Raw genomic sequence first — 2909 nt, forward strand, 5'->3', positions numbered from 1 at the left:
GAGGTTGTGATCGAGGATGCGATTCTCGGGATTGGCGGTCACTCGTGGTCCTCTCGTTCGGCCGTGATGGTGAGTTCAAGCCACATGCGCCCGGTGTGGCCTTTCTCGGCGGGGTGGATGACGGGCATGTGGTCGGTGACCCATCGGCCGTCGTCGTCGGGCACGAGGCCGTAGTCGCGGAGTCCGTCGACGAGCGCCTTCTGCGTCGGGGTGAGGTTGATGGCGTCGCGGCGGCGTCTGTCACGTGGGCAGTAATGGAGCTGTACGTGAACGTGAGCGACTTTCAGGGGCAGGTTGGTATGTCGGGCTAGGACGGCCATGTGAGCGCGTACGTCGCGGATCTGACGGGCTCGGGCGAATGCTGCGCCGCGGGTTGTGCCGACGCCGGCCGGGTTGAGCGTGAGTGGCGGCGCGGTCCAGGGCAACTCGATGGTGATCGTCCTCATGCGCCCACCTGCTTCGAGTGCCGGCACTTCACGAGTGCACCCCCGGCGGATTCGACCCAGCCGTTCGGATCGCACACCGGGCATTCGGCGATCTCGCGTCGTGATGCCGCAAGCGCCGCTTTGTCGATCTCGCCGCTGGCCTTCTCGCGCTCCATGCGCTCCTGGCGCAGTTTCCGCGCCCACACGATCACGTCGGCCGGCAGTGTGCGGTTGGCCTTGTCTCGCTTGTCGTCGGCGTAGAGGCGCACCACGGCGGGCAGGAGGTCGGCGCGCTGGAGGTCGTGGACGGCGAAGCATTCGGCCCACGTGACGGCCATCGCGGCGTCGGGCTTGGCTGCCCACTGGTCGGCGGTGGCGATCTTGGCGAGGACGAGTGACGCGGTTTCGATCTCGGGCCGGGTGGGTGGTCTGGTGGTCATTGGCCGATCGCTTTCTGGTCGTCGTGGGTGAGGGCGGCGGCGTTGGCGATCTCGAGCCAGCCGTTGGCTTTGGTGGTGGCGGCTCCGACCGCTCGTGCGCCGCTGCCGGATCGGTCCTTGAGGACATCGGACACGAGCGAGGGCAGGATGCCGGGGCCTACACCGGATTTCACCGACCAACGGTCGAGTGCTTCGGCGACGATCTCGGGGCTGGTGCCGTCGTGGATGAGTTCGGATGCCTTGAGGCGCAGGGCGGTCTTGACGGCTGCGGGGTGGTTGTCAGCGATGCGTTCGCGGACGAGCCGCGCGGCGTCGCGATGCACCGGAGGCCCCGGCCGCTCGTCGCTCGCGTCCGCGTTACGGGGCTGAGCTGCCCTCTCAACTTGAGTATCTATATAGGTCGGGTCGGGTCGGGTCGGGTCGGGTAGAGCGGACTCCGTGCGGACACCCCCTGACGTGTCCGTGCGGAGTCCGGTGCGGACATTTCTTCGTTTCTGCTGCTCAGCGCGTTTCGCTTCGCGCGCTTCGTGTTTCCTTTTTGCGTCATCTGCACGTCGATTGATGATCGATTCGCGTGTCGGTTGCTGTTCGATCCAGTCGTGAAATGAGATGCATTTGGGGTGCGATTCGCACTGAATCCACACACCACTTTCGATTAGGGCGCGGATCTGGGAGGGTGTTCCGCCGAGTCGTCTGATCTGATTTCGGGAGATGTGACCGTCGGTCAGATGCTTGCCGCAGTAGCTTCCACACGTCACCCACAGACCGCGGGCAGACATGTTCAGATGGGCGATCTTCGGGTGGTCGTAGAAGCCGTCATCGACCTTGAACCACGTCAACTGTCCCCTCCTCCTTTCGTGTCGGTCTCGCACACCCGTGGCACACTCGTGCCCGCCAGGTGGTGGCGGGCAGTCGTGCGCCGCAGCGGGTGCAGGTTGGGAAGCGTGCGGGCGGCATCAGTCCTCCCATTCGCGTGATCGACCGGGAAACAGGTCGCCGTCGGTGAGATGGCAGGTGCCGCATTCGATACGGGTATTCGGCCCGTAGTAGGACGGCTCGGTCGGGGCATCGACGACGTACTGGAACACTCGGCGGGCGCGGCATCGGAAGCACCAGCGTTCACCGTCGGGCCTGCGGAGGGTCTCGGTCATGGGTGGTCCAGTGCAGATGTGGACGTTCATCAGGCGTCACCTCGGTTCGCCAGCTCGATGAGCACGTCGGCGTGACACGGGGAGTCGAGCGGGCACCAGCACATGAGATCGTGACCGCGGAGCTTCGCGATAGCCTCGGCCAACCCATCTTCTGACTCAATGCGACCACCGAGCCATTGGGTCAGGTCTTCGTAGAACAGCCGCACCGAATTGTCGACCGCCTCGCGACGCGTGATCGGCGTACCCCCGAGTTCGTGAAGCGGGTAACCGTGCATATAAGTGACCCCGTTGTCGTCGCGATTCTCCCAGCATCCACATGGCAACTGAACGATCTCGAAAGGGTTGCCGTACACCGTCGGTCGCCCAATGTAGATCGCCCGCTCTCCGCATCCGCACGAGCAGAGTGGTGTCGTCCAGCCCTTGGTGCGCTTGCGCTGAATCCGGTGTGGCATCAGGCGTCACCTAGCTCTTGCACGCCCGCCTCGGGTGCGCTGTATGGCACCCATCGGATGCGTTGCCATGTGGTGACGATGGGGTCGTGGTCGAATCCGTGCTGGACGATCTGGAGTAGGTCGGCCATCACGCCTCCCCGACGATCGCACGGCGTGTAGCGCATGGCATTTCCTCGCCGCAGTGCGCGCAGGAGTCGACGCATTCGGGGCACGTCGCCTTGGGCACCGTGTGTCGATGAGTGTGGCAGCCGTTCGCTGGCCGGTGGAGCTGTCGCACGCGGTCGAGGGCGTCACGGGCCTCATTGCGCGACCACTTCTCGTTTCGGTCTGTGAGCCTGCGTCGCATCTGGTCGTTGATGGCGTCGCGGGCCTCATCGCGTTCGTTGCGCCATTCGATCGCCCGTATTCTCGCCCGCTCCACCTCGGAGAGCAGTTCCCGCA

Annotated in this window: 7 protein-coding genes; 1 reads left to right on the forward strand and 6 read right to left on the reverse strand. The window is 64.9% G+C overall.

All coding sequences use genetic code 11. The annotated features are described in order from the left end of the window. Nucleotides 1–38 precede the first annotated feature (38 nt). The 6 genes from ACPXB3_RS22265 to ACPXB3_RS22290 all read right to left on the reverse strand — a co-directional run bounded on the left by ACPXB3_RS22265 (nucleotide 39) and on the right by ACPXB3_RS22290 (nucleotide 2596). Complete coding sequence (locus ACPXB3_RS22265; RefSeq protein ID WP_425729806.1) at nucleotides 39–446, reverse strand: hypothetical protein; 408 nt, start codon at nucleotides 444–446, stop codon at nucleotides 39–41. Then, nucleotides 443–865, reverse strand: a complete 423-nt coding sequence (locus ACPXB3_RS22270; protein WP_425729808.1) for a hypothetical protein — start codon at nucleotides 863–865, stop codon at nucleotides 443–445. The genes ACPXB3_RS22265 and ACPXB3_RS22270 overlap by 4 nt, the downstream gene beginning before the upstream one ends. Further along, nucleotides 862–1188 carry a hypothetical protein gene (locus ACPXB3_RS22275; RefSeq protein ID WP_425729810.1) on the reverse strand — a complete coding sequence of 109 codons (327 nt, stop codon included), beginning with the start codon at nucleotides 1186–1188 and terminating at the stop codon, nucleotides 862–864. The genes ACPXB3_RS22270 and ACPXB3_RS22275 overlap by 4 nt, the downstream gene beginning before the upstream one ends. Nucleotides 1189–1821: 633 nt before the next feature. Beyond that, nucleotides 1822–2016 (reverse strand): hypothetical protein, encoded by a 195-nt coding sequence (locus ACPXB3_RS22280; RefSeq protein ID WP_425729812.1) that lies wholly within the window; start codon nucleotides 2014–2016, stop codon nucleotides 1822–1824. A gap of 29 nt (nucleotides 2017–2045) precedes the next feature. After that, nucleotides 2046–2468, reverse strand: a complete 423-nt coding sequence (locus tag ACPXB3_RS22285; protein ID WP_425729814.1) for a DUF4326 domain-containing protein — start codon at nucleotides 2466–2468, stop codon at nucleotides 2046–2048. After that, nucleotides 2468–2596, reverse strand: coding sequence for a hypothetical protein (locus tag ACPXB3_RS22290; RefSeq protein WP_425729816.1), 129 nt, complete (start codon nucleotides 2594–2596; stop codon nucleotides 2468–2470). Before ACPXB3_RS22290 ends, ACPXB3_RS22285 begins: the two co-directional genes overlap by 1 nt. 107 nt (nucleotides 2597–2703) lie before the next feature. Between ACPXB3_RS22290 and ACPXB3_RS22295 the strand changes: the two genes are divergently transcribed. Then, nucleotides 2704–2909: hypothetical protein (locus ACPXB3_RS22295; protein ID WP_425729818.1), on the forward strand; the 206-nt coding region annotated here is incomplete at its 3' end.

This window comes from Gordonia sp. DT219 (assembly GCF_049847065.1).
Lineage (GTDB): Bacteria > Actinomycetota > Actinomycetes > Mycobacteriales > Mycobacteriaceae > Gordonia.

Excerpts from the sequence above, each read along its gene's own strand:
- ACPXB3_RS22290 (WP_425729816.1), bottom strand. The coding sequence starts at position 2,596 with ATGGCCGACCTACTCCAGATCGTCCAGCACGGATTCGACCACGACCCC.
- ACPXB3_RS22265 (WP_425729806.1), bottom strand. The coding sequence starts at position 446 with ATGAGGACGATCACCATCGAGTTGCCCTGGACCGCGCCGCCACTCACG.
- ACPXB3_RS22280 (WP_425729812.1), bottom strand. The coding sequence starts at position 2,016 with ATGACCGAGACCCTCCGCAGGCCCGACGGTGAACGCTGGTGCTTCCGA.
- ACPXB3_RS22285 (WP_425729814.1), bottom strand. The coding sequence starts at position 2,468 with ATGCCACACCGGATTCAGCGCAAGCGCACCAAGGGCTGGACGACACCA.
- ACPXB3_RS22270 (WP_425729808.1), bottom strand. The coding sequence starts at position 865 with ATGACCACCAGACCACCCACCCGGCCCGAGATCGAAACCGCGTCACTC.